The 15,919-nt window shown below is 39.3% G+C and carries 15 protein-coding genes; 1 reads left to right on the top strand and 14 read right to left on the bottom strand.

The window, feature by feature from the left end; translation table 11 throughout:
- Nucleotides 1-32 precede the first annotated feature (32 nt).
- The 6 genes from N6H18_RS12175 to N6H18_RS12150 form a co-directional block, all read right to left on the bottom strand.
- On the bottom strand, nucleotides 33-908 hold the full coding sequence (locus N6H18_RS12175; protein ID WP_262308551.1) for a hypothetical protein: 876 nt from the start codon (nucleotides 906-908) through the stop codon (nucleotides 33-35).
- Nucleotides 908-1,777, bottom strand: a complete 870-nt coding sequence (locus N6H18_RS12170) for a hypothetical protein (protein WP_262308550.1) — start codon at nucleotides 1,775-1,777, stop codon at nucleotides 908-910. Before N6H18_RS12170 ends, N6H18_RS12175 begins: the two co-directional genes overlap by 1 nt.
- Nucleotides 1,778-1,922: 145 nt before the next feature.
- The gene (locus tag N6H18_RS12165) at nucleotides 1,923-2,798 is read right to left on the bottom strand and encodes a phytochrome family protein (RefSeq protein ID WP_262308549.1); all 876 of its coding nucleotides are present in this window, start codon (nucleotides 2,796-2,798) and stop codon (nucleotides 1,923-1,925) included.
- A 7-nt stretch (nucleotides 2,799-2,805) separates the two neighbouring features.
- Entirely contained in the window at nucleotides 2,806-3,528 is a 723-nt protein-coding gene (locus tag N6H18_RS12160) for a hypothetical protein (protein WP_262308548.1), read from the bottom strand.
- A 239-nt stretch (nucleotides 3,529-3,767) separates the two neighbouring features.
- Nucleotides 3,768-4,634, bottom strand: a complete 867-nt coding sequence (locus tag N6H18_RS12155; RefSeq protein ID WP_262308547.1) for a hypothetical protein — start codon at nucleotides 4,632-4,634, stop codon at nucleotides 3,768-3,770.
- Nucleotides 4,635-4,751: 117 nt separating this feature from the next.
- Nucleotides 4,752-5,747, bottom strand: a complete 996-nt coding sequence (locus N6H18_RS12150) for an acyl-CoA reductase (RefSeq protein WP_262308546.1) — start codon at nucleotides 5,745-5,747, stop codon at nucleotides 4,752-4,754.
- A gap of 108 nt (nucleotides 5,748-5,855) precedes the next feature.
- On the opposite strand from N6H18_RS12150, the gene N6H18_RS12145 reads away from it, so the two are divergent.
- Nucleotides 5,856-6,203, top strand: coding sequence for a 4Fe-4S dicluster domain-containing protein (locus N6H18_RS12145; protein WP_262308545.1), 348 nt, complete (start codon nucleotides 5,856-5,858; stop codon nucleotides 6,201-6,203).
- A 293-nt stretch (nucleotides 6,204-6,496) separates the two neighbouring features.
- Here the strand turns inward: N6H18_RS12145 and N6H18_RS12140 are convergent, their stop codons facing one another.
- Genes N6H18_RS12140 through N6H18_RS12105 form a run of 8 tightly spaced genes read right to left on the bottom strand, consistent with a single transcriptional unit; the run spans nucleotide 6,497 to nucleotide 15,912 of the window.
- Nucleotides 6,497-6,859 (bottom strand): response regulator, encoded by a 363-nt coding sequence (locus N6H18_RS12140; protein WP_262308544.1) that lies wholly within the window; start codon nucleotides 6,857-6,859, stop codon nucleotides 6,497-6,499.
- Nucleotides 6,860-6,863: 4 nt separating this feature from the next.
- Nucleotides 6,864-7,691, bottom strand: coding sequence for a CheR family methyltransferase (locus tag N6H18_RS12135; RefSeq protein WP_262308543.1), 828 nt, complete (start codon nucleotides 7,689-7,691; stop codon nucleotides 6,864-6,866).
- Between the two features lie 39 nt (nucleotides 7,692-7,730).
- Nucleotides 7,731-8,366 carry a chemotaxis protein CheC gene (locus N6H18_RS12130; RefSeq protein WP_262308542.1) on the bottom strand — a complete coding sequence of 212 codons (636 nt, stop codon included), beginning with the start codon at nucleotides 8,364-8,366 and terminating at the stop codon, nucleotides 7,731-7,733.
- A 24-nt stretch (nucleotides 8,367-8,390) separates the two neighbouring features.
- On the bottom strand, nucleotides 8,391-10,172 hold the full coding sequence (locus tag N6H18_RS12125) for a chemotaxis protein CheA (protein ID WP_262308541.1): 1,782 nt from the start codon (nucleotides 10,170-10,172) through the stop codon (nucleotides 8,391-8,393).
- Between the two features lie 10 nt (nucleotides 10,173-10,182).
- Nucleotides 10,183-11,217, bottom strand: a complete 1,035-nt coding sequence (cheB, locus tag N6H18_RS12120) for a chemotaxis-specific protein-glutamate methyltransferase CheB (RefSeq protein ID WP_262308540.1) — start codon at nucleotides 11,215-11,217, stop codon at nucleotides 10,183-10,185.
- Nucleotides 11,218-11,234: 17 nt separating this feature from the next.
- The gene (locus tag N6H18_RS12115) at nucleotides 11,235-12,218 is read right to left on the bottom strand and encodes a chemotaxis protein CheW (RefSeq protein ID WP_262308539.1); all 984 of its coding nucleotides are present in this window, start codon (nucleotides 12,216-12,218) and stop codon (nucleotides 11,235-11,237) included.
- Between the two features lie 4 nt (nucleotides 12,219-12,222).
- Nucleotides 12,223-12,978, bottom strand: coding sequence for a ParA family protein (locus N6H18_RS12110; RefSeq protein ID WP_262308538.1), 756 nt, complete (start codon nucleotides 12,976-12,978; stop codon nucleotides 12,223-12,225).
- 3 nt (nucleotides 12,979-12,981) lie between these two features.
- Nucleotides 12,982-15,912: a methyl-accepting chemotaxis protein gene (locus tag N6H18_RS12105; protein WP_262308537.1), complete on the bottom strand. Its 2,931-nt coding sequence runs from the start codon at nucleotides 15,910-15,912 to the stop codon at nucleotides 12,982-12,984.
- Between the last annotated feature and the right edge of the window lie 7 nt (nucleotides 15,913-15,919).

Below are 15,919 nucleotides of genomic sequence, written 5' to 3'. Positions count from 1 at the left end.
GATATAGATGATTTTTGGCTTCTTGGTTCTTTCTAATCATCTAGCAACTGATTGACCTTGTGCAAGGCCTTGTCTAGTTTGATGGATTCAGCAGCTAGTGATTCTAGTTGTTTTATCTCGTGATCACTAGCCTTTGCATCTGCTTTCATCATTTCGATGATTGCCATGATATTGGTCAAAGGAGCTCTTAGATAATGTGCATTGCTAAATGCCATATTAGATAAACTTTGGTTTTTGGCTTCCAACTGAACTGTATGAGAAGCTACTAGTTTTTGCAGATTGGCCTTCATGTCTTGGATTTGTTTGCGCTGATTCAGCAAAGTCACCTTCTTCTTGAACACTGCTCGATTTACTTCATCCAATTTTTCATTGTGAGCATAAAAAGACTCTCGATTCTTATCATAGAACCATTTCAGATACAACACTGTGCCTCCTGTGATGGTGGTATTGACTATAAAACTAATCACCACAGAGGCATCAACTTGATCAGCTGTGGGGTAGGAATAGGATGTCAGTACCACGCATAGAGTACAGAGCACAACAGAGTAGACAATCTTGAAAACTCCTGGCAAAATCACTGCATAGATCGCTAGCAAAGTCAAATACGCATAAGAAAACGAGCCATTGACACCACCATATTGATCCCACAAAAAACCAAATCCAAAGAGTGTACCTATAGCATAAAGATGCTGAGTCAGGACTCTCAATCCCTGAACATAACTCATCATCAAACAGACCAGTGACAAACCAAACAATAACTCATACATCAACAGTATCTGCTCAGACTCGCATACATAGACAGACCAAACTGACCTAAACAGAAAGGAAATAGTACTGAGCCATAGCAGGTAGACATAATAGGTCTGATCAAAGGGAATTCGATATTTGGATTTATAAAACGACTCCATCACCAATTGTTTGAGTCGATTTTATCCTTGATGTCAACAAATGCAGTCGACAAATTATTACTTGATGCCTTAAGTAAAGTAGCCAACTCACTTTTTGAATCCAAGGAATCTATTTTAACAGCCAGATGGTTGATGGAGGGGGCGATTTCCTGTACACTAAAATCCATGAACGAATTGATGGAATGATTGCTAATCGTCAGTTCTTTGGATCGCTGATCAATCTTCAAATTCAATAGGTCATTGAGCTCCTTCAGTTCTATTTCCTGCTTTTCAAGTTTCAAATTTTCTATTTCCAGTTCCTCTATACGGTTGGATAACTCTCGTTCTCTTATGATCTGTCTTTCACTTTCCTTTCCATATCTATATGACAGATATATAAAGCTAATTGCCACTATCACCACGGTAGTCTGGTAATAGGTCAAATTGTAAAAATAAGGAAGTACCATGTCAGAAATCCACTCATAATGAGAATACCAAACCCATATTAAAGTCATCTGAACGGCATAGAGAAATAGACCAAATACCACTGACCACATGCCACGATGAACCATAATCAAAATAACCATGAGTGCCATCAGGTTAATTTCGGACAGGCCAACTAGCCCTCCATTGTATATCCACAGTACAGATACTAAAGAGGTCAAAACCAGACCAAAAATTGAACTGGTTAGAAAAATAGATTTTGAATAAAAGGCTGATACAAGAGATGCAATAGTAATCAGCAACAATCCAGAATATAAAATCGCCGTTTCTTGACCCAAATCATACTGATAAAGTAGATACAGGCCATGCACCACTTTGATTAGGCACAAGCCACAAACTACGATGAGTATGCTTCTTTCAAGAGAGATTTCCTTGAGTCGGATCATGAATGTTTTGATAGCTGATTACGAGATTGCCGTAAGCAATCTGAATGCAAATTAACAAATCTGACCATTCTTTATAAAGGCTCTCCTATATTACAAAGGTATATATCTATAAAATACGCTTTTTTACTTACCTCTCTTGACATATCTATCTCAGGATTTGATTGACCTCTTTTACCAATTGATCAAGGTGATCTGCTCGTTCCTTAAGTCCCTTTAGCTCTTGAAGGTGGTCTGGTTTGGTCAAGTTTTCCTTTTCAAGAATCTGAATCAGTCCTAAGATATTGGAAAGAGGAGCCCTGAGAATATGTGCATTATTGTATGCATAATCGGACAATTGCTTGTTCTTCTTTTGCAACTCGACTGTTTTACGAAGGATGATATCTTCTAGATTATTTTTGGTTGACTGGATTTCATGGCGCTGCTCAAGCAGTTTCTTTCTTTTTTGAAACAATTCTTCATTCAATTGATCAATCTGATCATTGTAGCTTAGGTATGACTGACGTTCACTCTCCAAGTCTCTTTTGACATACACTACGCATATTGCTATGATCACGGAGTTGATCAAGTAATCGATCTCAATCCATCTCCAGGCTGCGGAGTTTGCATCTATCGGCGTATTTGAATACAGACTTAGTGTCAAACAAATCGTACAAATCACTAGTGCCGAGGGAATCTTGTAGTTACGAGGTAGGACAGCAACGAATCCAACCAACAAGGTATAGTATGTTGTCGACAAGGATCCATATATACCACCAGTATGAATCCACATCAGCACAAACGAAATAATCAACCCACCAGAAAACACAAAAACCGAATACCCCAAAAATCGAAATGATCGAAGTAGCCCCATACAAACTCCAGTAAGTATCAACAAGGCTAAATAAACCCATTGCGCATAGGGATCTACTTCAAAATACACGAAGCGCACCACCATCAACAGGAAGTAAAACAATGCAGCGATTAACAGCTTCTTGTAAAAAGCAAATGCACTCGGGGTCTGATAATTGTCATGAATATTCATTCCCCTACTATTGAAATGGCATAACTTTGGACTGAATGGTTTCAAAAGAATTGGTCAACTTATCTCCAGTTTGTTTCAACAAATCTGAATACTGACCATCTAGAGCAGTATTTTCTATCATTTTTGTAACCTCATGCATAGAAGGCTCTATTTGAGTAAGGCTCAAGTTCAAGTAATTCTCAATCATTCGATTGTTGATCAGCAACTCTTCCTTCCTGATAAGAATTTTGTTCTCCAAGACCTTATTCAATGCAACCATTTCCTTTTCTTGCTCAAATAGGTTCTGATTTTCTTCACGCATCTCATTCATTCTCTCAGACAGCTCCTTTCTTCTTTTTAGCTGCCTACTTTTTTCCTTATTGTATTGAAATGCCAAAAACACCATCCCAATTGTGATGAGCAAGGCCATGATTCTATAATTGAATAAATTGGTTGTCGGTTCAGAGACCCATGGTTCCAACCATTCGAATGAAAAATTCCAAGTTGCAATCAATGCAAATTGAACAAACAGAACCGCAGAAACCATCCACACCAATATCTTCCCCTTGTTGATCATGGCAACAATGATCAAGATGGCAACAAGATTTGCATCAGAAACGCCTAACAAACCACCAGAAATGACCCAATTGTATGTAGAAAGAAGTATCAATAAAACACTCACAGGGATGCTGATGTAGTTGGTTTCCTTGACAAGAAACACGGCCGTAATACCAGACAAAAAAACTAACAACAGAAGACTATCTAGAATTACAAACTCAATTGTGAGATACTCGAACAGAAACAAATAGATTGGATGAATGAGTCTTATCAAACCGAGTATACACACGGCTAGTAATATTTTCTTTTCAAACACAAATTTTGTCAGTTCCTTGGGCATGAACGCAGGGTTAGGTGCTTCTATCAATAATCTACCAAAATTAATGGATAAGAGTGCTATATGATTTACTCATTTTTTAATTACGGCAATAACTAATCTTTCTGAAGACGTTCTATTTCTATAAATGATTTAATCAAATTACGTCCTGATTTTTTAAGTAATTGCCCATACTCCCCATAAAATTGACTCCCACTTATTTTCTTCGATATCTCTTCTAAGGATGGGGAAATTTGAGAACGACTAAGTACTATATACTTTTCAATTGAATTATTGTTCTGACACAATTCAAATTTTCTTCTATTAATTCTCTCTTCCAACACAGCATTTATCTCGTTCAACTCCTTTTGTTGTTCAAACAAATTATCATTTTCCTTGCGTATTTCAGCCATTTTTTGCTGTAGCTCGTACTTTCTACCTCTTAAAATTTGATGATCCTGCTGATATTGAAATGCTACATAAATCATTCCAATTGTCACTAAAACCATCATGATTTGAAATTTAACTATAGACCTTCCTTGTTCTCCTACTATACTTTCTATCCAATCATATTTATAATCCCATATTAGTAAAGTCAATACTTCGATGACCAAAGCAAATCCTATCAGCACCAATTGTAATCTACCTCGTGTAATAATCGCTCCAACAATGATTGAAACAATAATACTTTGCTCTACAAAACCAGTAAGACCTCCGTTTGCAAACCACAAAAAAGTATTAAGTAGCGTAAAAATAATTGCAAAGAAAAAACCAAAAATAAAACTAAACTCAAACCAGATAAGGTAAATCAATGAGCCGAAATACAAAAAGAATAAAAGAGATTGTGCGATAAGATTTTCTTGATCTATTTCTTGAATCAATAATTGATAGATACTAAATGAAGATCGCATTAATGCCAGCACACTTATGCCTATAAGAATTTTTCTCTCAAATTGATAACGATGATCGAAGGACGTTCTCATAGTGGTTTAATAGTTTTTTTAGATACTACCCTAAATAATGACCTATATTAAGTTAAGTATCCATCACAACTATTCCAACATAAGACACTGAAAAACAAGAATATAAATAACAACACTCTAAATTTCAGTAAGAAAAGCCATCGTATCTACCCCATCCGCATAATCCTTCACCGTAGGTCTTTGAGCCTGACCAAATGGAATGTAATCAGTACCTACCACGCACTGAATCTTAGAGTCATGATCTGCCAGATAGTTTGTCAAATCCTCCTTCTCTTGATAATATTGATAATATAGAACCGAAATCGGCGACACCAATTCATCACTCTCACGCAACAACAAAAAACCTGTATCTAGGTGAGGCTCACGATTCACGAGATAAATAGATTTATTATAATCATAGTTGTTTCTGTACTTATGATGATTACCCACTTGCTCGTACCCTTGCAAAGCATCCAACAATCTCGTAAGATCAAATCCATTTGGGATCAAAATCTTGGAGACATTTCTACAGCCCAACCCAAAGTACTGAAAAATATCCTGACCGAATACCTCCAATTCCTGTATACTCTCTTTGCCTGTCAAAACAGCCACTGAGGATCTATTAGATCGAATGATGCTTGGTTTTTCTTTGAAGTAGTATTTGAAATAACGCGCAGTATTGTCACTACCTGTAGCGATGTAAGCATCAGCCGCATTGAGTCTTTCTACAATGGTAAATTGTTCTTTGATTGCATGATCTATCTCGGCCAGTTGATGCAGCATATAACGAACGAGATAACTATCCTCAGTACTCGGTTTGATCATCAGATGATGGCCTGAGATGAGCACCGCAAGAATGTCATGAAAACCAACCAAGGGTATATTCCCTGCAGCTACCACTCCGACTTTCTTAGGCTGAATAGCATGAAAATCATAAACAGACAACCATTCTCTGAGCTCCGTTTCATTCAAGAAAGAACAAATTCCAGCAATAGCATCAACTACACTTTCTTTGGTAAACCAACTATTTTGATTGCCTGCTGCACGAGCCAGCTCATCTAGTGATTCCTCAGAGAGACGACTCAAATGCTCACCTAACGTTACAAATAATTTTATTCTCTCTTCGATAAACATAAAACTAGATAATGAGTATAATTAAACTAATGCCAGAAAATCTTTGGCAGGCAAAATTAATCTTTATTTTTGCAGACTTAATTTTTAGGGTAATTAAAGTAAATTATAATGGCAATTATTATTACCGATGAATGCATCAACTGCGGAGCTTGCGAACCAGAATGCCCGAATACAGCTATCTACGAAGGTGGAGTGGAATGGGATTGGGCTGGCGGAACAAGCCTTACGGAGGTTGAGCTAGAAGACGGAACGCAGGTAGATGCCAACGAAGCACAAGAACCTGTGTCAGAAGATTTGTACTACATCGTCCCTGGGAAGTGCACCGAGTGTAACGGATTTCACGAGGAACCCCAGTGTGCGGCTGTCTGTCCGGTAGATTGCTGTGTGGATGATCCAGACTACGAAGAAACTGAAGAAGAGCTGCTAGCCAAAAAGGCTTGGCTGCACAATGAATAGAATCATTACTAAAAGCTATGCTACTCGCATAGCTTTTTTTGTTTAACCCCACTCCACCACTCAAAAGTATCTCTCAAGGCAAATCTCGTCAATACCATTTCGACGCATAAGTGGTAGACTAGCTCTCAAACGTCGCATATACCCAACAACAAAGGTTAACAGTCTCGTTGACCTATCTACAAAACGAAAAACCTTACCAGTAAATGGCAAGGTTTAAATATATCCACTCAGCCAACGGCACAACACCGCACGCTTAGTTATCCAAATTATTTAGGAAGCTCCTATCGGCAATATCAACCGATATGCTTTCTCACTACGTCGACCAAATCATCCGCCGTAAATGGCTTCACGATGTAGTCTGATGCGCCCAGTTCTATCCCTTCGTTGATCACGGACTGCTGACCTACAGCACTCACCATGATCACTTTAGACGGCAATCCCTCATCCATCAACACTCTCAAAATATCAGTTCCTATCATATCAGGAAGTATATTGTCCAAGGTGATCAAATCAGGTTTCAATTCCATTGCCAAATCGATTGCAGTTTCTCCGTTAGGAGCCTCGCCTACTATTTCGTATCCTTCGTTAGAAAGTGCATCTTTGATCAGCGTGCGCATGTACATAGAGTCGTCTACAACTAATATTCTCTTGCTCATAAGCTCAGTATTTATTTATTTTCTTTTTGTAAATTCTTGTTCTTACATCATAAGTATCAAATATTGCCTTTCCTGCGTCCGGCATGATATCATAATACCCTATTATCAAAAAACCTCCCTCGTTCAAACAATCATTGAACAAGTTTAGCACATTTATTTTCAAAGTCTCGTCAAAATATATCATTACATTTCGACAAAAAATTATATCAAATTTCTCATGCACAGCATCCTGAACCAAATTATGTTTCTTGAATGTAATGTGCCTTTTGTATTCATCTTTTATGACGGCATCCTTTTCCTGAAACGTGAAATAGTCATCCATTTTCCTGTTTGGGTAAAACTCCAAAAATGGTTTAAGATACTGTTTCATAATCATCAAAGAATAGATGCCATTTTTGGCTTTATTCAATGCAGCGTCACTCAAGTCAGTTGCCAATGATTTGGTCTTGTATAGCATCCCTTTGTCTTCAAGAACCATACTCATCGTATAAACTTCCTCACCTGTAGAGCATCCAGCATGCCATACTTTGAATTGAGACTTATTTTTAAACTTGTCCAAAATGTTGTCTCGAATCATAATCCATGCATCTGGATTTCTAAAAAGTTCGGTTAGATTGACCAACAAATCATCTATCCCATCCAAAAAGAACTGTTTATCCTTCAGTATTTTAGACCATAACTCCAGCATAGACCCTATCTTATGCTTCATCATCAATCTGACTATACTTCGTTTGAAGGATTTTTTCTCATAATTGGTAAAGTCTAACCCATACCTATTCTTCATCGCCTGCATCAAAGCATTCAGCTCTTCATCGGATATACTTTCTACCACACGCTTACTATTAGGTTAGTGTTTGAACTAATTGACAACTTAAACCGCAACAAATTCCTTTGACTTTTCGCTCTTGGCAAAATCAGAGATCAACTCCAAAAATCTATCCTGAAACAACCAGACAAATTCTGCAAATATGTTTAGTTCTGGTAAATGATAGACTGTTTTCAACATGTTGGTAGAGTTATGATCTACTGACTCAGCATCAATATGACTGTTGGCCTCAGCAGCCTGTATAGTAGTCAGTATCGGTACATTGCCATACACCTCTAGGTTAAGATAATTGGCCAACTGGGTCACTACAGATCCTGCTACCATGTTGTCAATCTCAGTCATGAATTCCAACTTCATCAATCTACTCTGAGAATTGTTGGCCTCCATGATGTCTGCTGGCAAACACTTGGTCTGCACCTTGAGTACATCATCCTCTGTGAAGATAAGGTGGCAAAATCCCTTTAGATCACCTACAAGCTCTGTTTTTAACAGATAAAGCTTGTGGTCTTCTTTGTTGGTAAACTGATGTACACCTTTGACACTAGACATGCCTAGGTCTACACTCTTCATCACCACCGGACTGCCAACCATCATTTCTAAGGATAACGCTCCTTTGGCTAGCCCGAACTTCATCAGCCTTTCTGCTATGCCTTTTTCATTTTCAGTCAAATCGCTAAACATCCTGTTTATGGTTTTTGTAAAACATTATTTCATTGTTGCACTTTGAGCCATTGTTTTGAACAATATCTCTGTAATGGCCGCCACATCTACTATCAAACATACCTTACCATTACCTAAAATGGTAGATCCGCTCAATAGCTTAACATTGTCGAGTGGTCTTGCCAATGATTTTTCTAATATCTCTTTTTGCTGCAACAGTTTGTCAACCACGAGTCCTACTAATTTACCCATATATGACACAACTATTACATCCAATACCTCATTATCTTCTATTTCGTCAAAGCTTTGGTGCAAAGCACCCGATTTTGTCAAATCTGAGAGTGTCTCTACATTCAAAAAGTCCTTTAAAAACACGATGGAAATCGTATCGCTTAGGTAATTGGCCATGAGGCCATCACCGATCTTATGGATTTCTGTTTTTGGCATAGATACCACAGCATCCGTATAAGTCAGAGGGACGGCATATTCATGCTCATTGACCTCAAACAACAGTGCCCCTTTCAATGCCATGGAAGAAGGCAAGATCAAATTGATTGTTGATCCTTGTCCCACTACTGTGTTGACCGATATCTGACCTCCTATGGACTCGGTCGCTCTTTTGACCACATCCATACCTACTCCTCTACCAGATATCTCTGTGATCTTTTCCGCATTGGAGAAGCCTGGTTCGAAGATGAACATAATCACTTCATTCTCAGACAGCTTTTCAGCCACTTCCTTCTTGACTAGTCCTTTTTCTATCGCTTTTTTTCTGATGACATTGGCATCTATACCATTGCCATCATCACTCACTTCGATGACTACACTATCACGCTCATATCGTGCATTGAGGGTAATCTTCCCTGATTTCTTTTTGCCTTTGGCCTTTCTATTCTCTGCGGACTCAATACCGTGACTGACAGCATTTCTCACCAAGTGGATCATGGAATCACTCATAATTTTGAGGATATTCCTATCTATTTCGACGTCCGTTCCTTTGATGACCAAGTCTACATTTTTGTTCTCAATATGCGCTACATCTCTTACGATCCTGTGAAACTTATTGAAAAGAAAACCAACCTGTACCATCCGAGCGTTCATGACGCTGTACTGCAGATCTGAAGAAATCCGTTGCAGTCCTTCGAACTCAGTGGCACGGCTTCCATTTTGGCTGTTGATACTGATCAATCGATCTCGCTCAATGATCAACTGTCCTACGAGATTCATCAGCTCATCTACTTTCTTGACAGGAATCTGAATAACATCTGTGAAAGTGATGGTAGGTTGATCATCAACTTCGTCTATACTTTCATCATTTTCGTTATCTTTATCGCCATCATAAGAAGGAGAAGACTCCACGGACTCTAATTCTATAGCAGTAGAATGTTCCGATGAGTCTGGAGTCTTCTTTTCTTCCTGTGTTTCTTTGATTTGAGGTGCTTGAGTCGCATTCTTAAAAAACACGCCCAATTTAGTTTTGATCCCCAAATAACTCACTTTAGCACCTGATTTGAGTGCTTCGATCAATGCTCCTAATTTGTCATTGGCTGTAAATAGCGCATCGAATATCTCCTTGTTCAAGCTCATGTCACCACTCTTGACAGCTCCCATGACGTCTTCCATGACGTGAGATAATTTGGCAATATCATCAAAGCCCATGCCCATGGCGTTTCCTTTGATGGTGTGGGTGATTCTGAAAATAGAATCAATCGCACTCTGGTTGCCATGATCCTTTTCTAAATCGGTAAATAAGCGATTGAGCTCCTCGAAGCTTTCGATGGCTTCTTGGTGGAATAAATCTCGATATTGTTGTTCTTTAGAATCCAAGTCTTTGTTGTTATAAGCTGTTTACTAAAAATCCTCCTATTTCATTGATGTCTATAGAGCGATCAACCGCTTGATACTCTACAGCTGCCTTGGGCATACCATAGATGACACAAGACTTTTCACTTTGTGCAATGGTATAACCACCTTGCTCTTTTATCTGTTTCATCCCGAGCATCCCATCCTTGCCCATGCCAGTGAGGACGACTCCTATGCTGCGGTCTTTGTACACCTCAGCTACTGACAGCATCAATGCATTGATAGAGGGACAGTTATATTCGGGAAATACTTGATCTGTAAACCCAATATACACCCCTCCGCTCCTCTTTTTAGTCACTACCATGTTGGACTCTCCTGGCGCCACGATGATATGACCAGCCTTAGGTCTCATATTTTCTCTTCCTACCTCAATCTGCAGCGGTGACATGGCATTGAGCCGTTTGACAAAAGACCCTATAAAGTTAGGTGGCATGTGCTGGCAAATCAGTACAGGTACATTCAGGTTTCCAGGCAGGGAATTGATCACTTTTTCAATTGCACTTGGCCCACCTGTCGAAGCTCCTATGACAATGACGTCATATTTGCTCTTTTCATTAAAAGTATGCTCATAGGTATTGGCGTTGATTTTAGGATCTGGAATCGCCTTGGTGTTGGCACGCTTAGCATTCTTGATCTTTTGGATCAACTCCACCTCAATATTTCGGAGCTTAGAATTACCCTTTTCAGGTTTATTCAAATAATCCACAGCACCCAAATCTAGCGCATCAAATATCGGCTGTAGATTGGTATTGCCAATTGAACTTAAAATAAGAATCGGCAATGGATTTTCACTCATGATTCGCTTGACAGCATACAAGCCATCGTACTCCCCCATATTCATGTCTAGCAACAGCACGTCAGGTCTGAGTTCAGCAACTTTAATAGCGGCGTCCTTGCCATCTACCGCAGTGCCAATCACTTCTACGCTTCCGTTTTCGGTCAATATGTCTGAGATCAATAACCTCATAAAACCTGAATCATCTGCTACTACTACTCTAACTTTATCCAATTTCCTTCCCTTTAAGCTTACCCAAGTATTGATTGGGAAATGATACTTACTTCGTCTTCTTGGATGAGCTCTGCTATATCAATAAATATGATCATATCCTCATCTGTCTTTATTATTCCTTTGATATAAGTCTCATCTAGGGAAGTATTTCTTAATATACCAGCAGAACTCACAATGTTATCTCCTGCTACTTTGACGGTCAAAGGAACCTCATTGACTAGAATTCCTGCTTTGAATTCATCATGGTGAATCACCAAGATGAATTCTTTGGATTCTTCTTGATTATCTATTCCAAACTTTAACCCTAAGTCTAACACAACCATCACAGACCCTCTCACATTGCTGACACCCTTGATAAAATTAGGTGCATGAGGGATTTTAGAAATTCTAGGTGTGTGTACCACTTCTCTGACACGGTCAATTTCAATAGCATAGCGTTCTTGACCCATTTTGAATACAATTAATTGGACATCCTTGCCTGCATATGCTTTGATTTCTTGGTCAAATTTCTCTTTGAGTCGCTTCTTTTCCTGATATTCTTCTTCTGTTAGGTATTTTACTGTCCCTATTTTCTTTCTAAGCAATTCTTGTGCTTGTGCCTTTGGTGCGGTGACATGCTGTCTCTCAGTAGGTAAAATCACTGCTGGCACCTCATCGGTATCAATCGACTCGGCATCTTCGACTTGATCTATCTCGTTTATAGCAGTTGCTGATAGCTGTTTCTCTTCCAATTCATTTGGTGTTGGAAGAGAAACAGATTTCAATTCCTGCTTTTTTTCTATGGCTACTACCTTTTTGGGCTCAGTTTTGGGTTGCGATTTTTTTTGCGCGACCTTTTTCGGAGGACTTGCCTTCGTGATTTTTTCGGCCTTAGGTTTCTCTACCTTCTTCGCTGGTTTTTTCTTCGCTTGGCTAACGATGGTTTTCTTAGCCACAGGTTCTTTCTCCTTCTTTTCAGTAGGTATCAAAGTATCCTTTTTCAAATTCTTTCCTAGTGGCATGTTCTTATTTCTTATTCTTGGTTAACTTCAATATCTCTTTGGCAAAGGCTCTGTAGTCAGTAGCTCCTGTAGAATTCGGAGAGTAGCTCATCACACTCACACCAAACGATGGAGCTTCACTCACGCGAACGTTGCTTCTAATGCTACTTTCAAATAGCTTTAAGTCATAGTTCTCTTCTATGTATTCGTAGATTTCTCTACTCAAATTCCTTCTTCGATCTACCATCACAGGCAGCAAACCCAGAATCTCCAAATTGCTATTCAACACACTTTTGATTCGTGCTATACTGCCTACGATCTGATCCAAACCTTGCAAACTCAACACCTCCATCTGTAGGGGGACAATGACCCTATCTGTAGCTGTCAAGGCATTGACTGTGAGCAATGACAATGAAGGAGGACAGTCAATGATTACATAATCATAATCTGACTCTACCTCACTCAGGGCATTTTTTAAAATAGACTCACGCTGATTCATGCTGGCGATGTTGATCTCCACATCTGACAGACTCACATCTGACGGAGCAATTGAGACCCCTTCCTTTTTCACAATCACATCCGTGATCTTATTATCCAGCATCATCACATCCGCCATGGTTTTGTCCACTTCGCCAATACCCAGCCAGTAGCTAAGGTTGCCCTGCGGATCCAGGTCTATCATCAACACTTTCTTTTTAGCTTCTGCCAAGGCACAACCCAAATTGACTGATGTTGTGGTCTTTCCTGTCCCACCTTTTTGGTTTATAACTGTGATGATCATGGTCTAATTATTACTTCTTCTTTCGCTTTTCATCTTATCGGTAATATCTCTTGATATTCCCATAGTGCCAATGACATTGCCTTCACTGTCGGTAAGTTGTACTTTTGTATTTGAAAAATATACTACCTCCCCATTAGATAATCTATTTTCGCTCACATCATTTAATATACCATTACCTGTTTTTACTATTTCCTGCTCGCTCTGAAACAACTTTTCAGCCACTTCTTTATCATAGAAGTCAAAATCGGATTTTCCAATCATTTCAGACCTATCGGCTATTCCAAACAACTTTGCTACGGACTTACTAGCCTTGATAAATTTGCTATCCAAATCCTTGAAATAAATTGCATCAGGCATAAAATCCAAAAGCGAGTCTAGCAAAGACTTTTCTTTTTCATAGGCCTCTTTCATATTGAAGATAGCAGTATTTTGATTAGCAGCACCTGTCAACTTGACCATACTCACTCCTTCTTTCAATTTCTCTGCTATCTCTGCCAGTTTTTGAGATTTGTCATTGTAGGTCTCCATACCGGACGAAAGCTCAGTAGCCGAACTAGCCACCTCTTCTGTCCCTGCTGCTGTTTGCTCTGCGATCACTACTACTCCTTCGATGATCGTCACCACATTGTTGATGCCATCGGTCTGTCCTTTGGCAGAATTCAGAATCTCTTCTGAATAACTCAAAGTAGCATTGGATGCTTCCAAAATATCCTTAAAGACATGGGTTGCCTCTTTGGAAGTCTCTTCTCCACTTTTTACGCTTGTCATCATTATCTCGATGACCTTAGTTGCGTCCAGAGTATCCGCCTGTACATCAGTTACCAGCTTTTCAATCTCTTGTGCTGATTTTCTAGAGCCCTCTGCTAGTTTCCTAATTTCCTCGGCAACTACCGCAAATCCACGTCCAGCATCACCTGCTTGGGCTGCTTCTATCGCAGCATTCAATGCCAAAAGGTTGGTTTGAGAAGCAATATCAGTAATCACTCCCAGTACCCTAGCTATCTCTTTTGATCGCTGCGCCAATATCTTGATGGAGTCATTGGTCTGACTTGAAAATGCCGATATATCTCCCATATTGAACATAACCTTATTGACCATTTCCATACCCTTCTGACTACTGGCCAATCCAGATTTCGCTGCTTCATTGATTGTCTCAGCTTTCTGTCCCATCTCATTGGATGAGGCCAATATTGCTTCGATGAGATTTGATGATTCGTCTACTTTGGATACTTGTGTCTGAGCACCATGACTCATTTGAGAAATAGCAGATGCGATTTCTCGTGTATTGGTACTCATCTCCTCGCTAGACACTTTCATCTCTACCGATGACTCATCTACAATCGCAGCACTCAAAGCAATCTGCTGAATCAATCCATCTAGGTTGTCCAAAGCAAGATTGAGATTATTGGCCATTATTTGGATATCCCCCTTGGCATCCTCCGAATACCTCATCGTGAGATCTCCTGTCGACATAGCACTCAGAATCCTATTGAATCTCATCAGAGGCATATAGAAGGACTCTATCAAGCTATTAATTGAATCCCCAAGATCAGACCATGCTCCGTCTTTTCCTTCCACATTGATTCTTGAAGACAGCTTACCCTCATCTCCAGCTTGGACTATCACCTCCCTTGTATCGTCAAGTACCGAACTGAGATTGTCTCTCATTCTGACCAATGCCAATCCAAGCTCATCATCCTCGCTAGAGGGAGTAAAATTTGAATTGAGTTTACCTTCACCGATTTCTTGAGCAAACTTAGTTTTGTCTCTTAGATCAAAAATCAACTTGTTCATCAATGACTGCATCTGACTAAGTTCGTTGTTTTTCTCATCCAACTCTAACTCGCTTGTATCTAAATTGCCAACTGACAAACTCTGCAATACTCGGTGAGTTCTCTCAATAGCAACCGTGATCTGATTGGAATAATTGTAAACAATGTAGCTCAAGATGATCAATCCAATAATCCCAACTATGATCGTATTGGTCAATGTCTGTCTAAAAGATTGTGTAATTGCTGAATAGGGTACCACGGTACCTACCAGCCAAGGATTCACTGACCTCCCTACCTGAATCGGAGAAAGTGCTACGTAAACTTTGTCTCCCAGTACTTTATCATACACCGTGAAATTGGCAAACTCAGCAGCTTGAACTTTGTCTATGAGGTTAAAATCTAATGACTGATTAATCTCCAGCGCACTAATATTGGTATTGATTAAGGTTTCGTCTGGATGCGAAACAATCGTGCCGTCATAGGCAGCCAAAAACGTATACCCTTGATCAAAACTATCAAATTGCGTAAGTTTCTTGAAACCATCCAACGAAAGATCTGAACCAATCTGACCTAGATATTCTCCATCCTTTGATAGAATAGGTACGATAGGAGATGTTCCCAATATTACTTTGGTGGAGTTCACATCATAATCATCATAAGTATAAGGTGGCGAAATGGTTTCCTTCTGTTTGATTTTGGTATCCAGGTACAATCCTCCTATCACATCACCATCGAGATTCAATTGTGTGATAGTCGTCTTTCTTTCGCCGTTCTCTAAATAACAAGTGGTACGCTCTCGTCCATAGGTTTTCTCCCAAGACGAATCAATCGCACTCAATTCCCAACTCATCCAGGTGGATTCATATATATCATACTCTTCGAGTACATTGAACAATAAATCTTCTTGCAAACGAACACGCTCTTCGGTGGGGTAATTGACATAATCACGAACAATCACAGCCATAGCCCGAATAGACGACATGTAATCATCCAAAGTAGCCTTAATTTCATTAGATTTTTGAATAGCCACTGAATTGACTAACTGCTCGGCATCATGAATGGATTTTTCTCGCATGCTGTATCCAGCATACCCCAATGCTACCGCATAAATTAATATCGCGACACCCAATACGAGAAAGATCATCTTCCTCCTTATGTTCATATCTCTT

This window comes from Reichenbachiella agarivorans, assembly GCF_025502585.1.
Taxonomy (GTDB): Bacteria; Bacteroidota; Bacteroidia; order Cytophagales; family Cyclobacteriaceae; genus Reichenbachiella; species Reichenbachiella agarivorans.
Note: the sequence above shows the minus strand (reverse complement) of the source record. Positions and strands in the feature narration are given on the sequence as shown.